This window comes from Pseudoflavonifractor phocaeensis (assembly GCF_016901955.1).
Taxonomy (GTDB): Bacteria; Bacillota; Clostridia; order Oscillospirales; family Oscillospiraceae; genus Flavonifractor; species Flavonifractor phocaeensis_A.
On the sequence record NZ_JACJLC010000194.1, the window covers coordinates 1 to 1,265 of the forward strand.

A 1,265-nucleotide genomic window follows, 5' to 3' on the forward strand; every position below is an offset into this window, starting at 1 on the left:
GCTGGCGAATCTTTTTCTCCAGTCTGTTTTGTTATGCTCTTTTTCAGTCACACAAATTTTGCGGGACTTTTTTCATTTCAACTATTGACTTTTATTGCAGGACTCATTTCTAACAATACTGTACCATATAGCGGATGTTTCTTCAATGAAAGCCTGCCACAGCGCCGCTTACCCCATAGCTAAAGCAAGGGGCTTGCTCGGCGAATTTTCGGTCAGAGAATCAAACATTCTGATGTACGATTCCAGCCGGTTTTTGTCACCAAGCTGATACATCAGCTCCGACTCCAAAGCAGACCTGGCCATCCCGAAGCAATAGAAAGCGCGGAAATAGCCACGCTTGCTTATCCAAACAGTCAGCCGGTCTAGCGCAAAAACATTCGGTTCCACGGTGAACACATAGTCGCCGTAAATGGCGTGGTTGCCGTCCTGCTGTAAGCCGCAGCTCTCAAGCACATGGCACTTTCCCTGATCCATCGTGATTTTAAGCGGCTTCATACACTGTAGCCGCCCGGACCCCCTTTCTTCAATGTAAAAATCCAATCTGGAAACTGCCCCTCATTGGGGCGGTATATTTTTCAAAGATGCCCACGAATTTCACGGCATCCTCTTTGGTGGCCGTCATAAACATGAAGGGGATATCATAGCAATGCCACTTTCCACTTTCAAGCGGAATACTGACATTTTCCTGCCTTGTCTCTTGCAGGGCGGCAACATCCTCGGAAGAAAATGTGACTCCAAGACGTGCTTCGATGTCCTTCACGGACAGATTCCCAAGCATAATACCCATAAGATAGCTCCTTGTTCGTGCTCCGCCTTGCTGGCGGGCTTTATTCAGCTCACAGAGAAATTCCGCATCCCTCACGGAGCAACTTCACCACATTGTCTGCCAGCTCAGAATCCAAACAGAAATTATTCCAGCCGTTTTTCAGGCCGCTGCTGCTGAAATCTTTTTCATCACGAGCATATCGGTACAGTACCTTATCGCTCATGGGAGCGTAGGCAGAGTGTTCGGTGTTCACATAGACACAGGACCCTGTCTGGATGTTCGTGACAAACCCAGAGCACCCGACGTTTCTCCGATTTACAGTGATGTTTTTGAGTTTGAACCGAAGCGGCAGGTCATTTTCATCGGCCACAGTCAAAATCCGGTTTTTCAGCTTAGAGCACCTAACAAAACCTGACAAATATCGAAATATGGTGTAAAATACCAGTAGGGGGTGAAGAAAATGCCCAAGAAGCTGGTAAGTGACGAATTGTGGAAGCTG

General features: G+C 47.4%; 4 protein-coding genes. 1 reads left to right on the top strand and 3 read right to left on the bottom strand.

Annotated features, from left to right (window positions below):
* Positions 1-183, top strand: a 183-nt coding sequence (locus tag H6B51_RS17080) for a hypothetical protein (protein ID WP_204884789.1), incomplete at its 5' end; no start/stop codon positions are given.
* Here H6B51_RS17080 and H6B51_RS17085 read toward each other — a convergent pair.
* The 3 genes from H6B51_RS17085 to H6B51_RS17095 all read right to left on the bottom strand — a co-directional run.
* Positions 169-495 (bottom strand): hypothetical protein, encoded by a 327-nt coding sequence (locus tag H6B51_RS17085; protein ID WP_204884790.1) that lies wholly within the window; start codon positions 493-495, stop codon positions 169-171. The genes H6B51_RS17080 and H6B51_RS17085 overlap by 15 nt on opposite strands.
* A 28-nt stretch (positions 496-523) precedes the next feature.
* Entirely contained in the window at positions 524-787 is a 264-nt protein-coding gene (locus H6B51_RS17090) for a hypothetical protein (protein WP_204884791.1), read from the bottom strand.
* A gap of 49 nt (positions 788-836) precedes the next feature.
* Positions 837-1,265 (bottom strand): hypothetical protein (locus H6B51_RS17095; protein WP_204884792.1); only part of this gene is annotated, 429 nt, incomplete at its 5' end.

What these genes read in the sequence shown, in the direction of transcription:
- H6B51_RS17085 (WP_204884790.1), bottom strand. Translation starts at nt 495, where the DNA reads ATGAAGCCGCTTAAAATCACGATGGATCAGGGAAAGTGCCATGTGCTT.
- H6B51_RS17090 (WP_204884791.1), bottom strand. Translation starts at nt 787, where the DNA reads ATGGGTATTATGCTTGGGAATCTGTCCGTGAAGGACATCGAAGCACGT.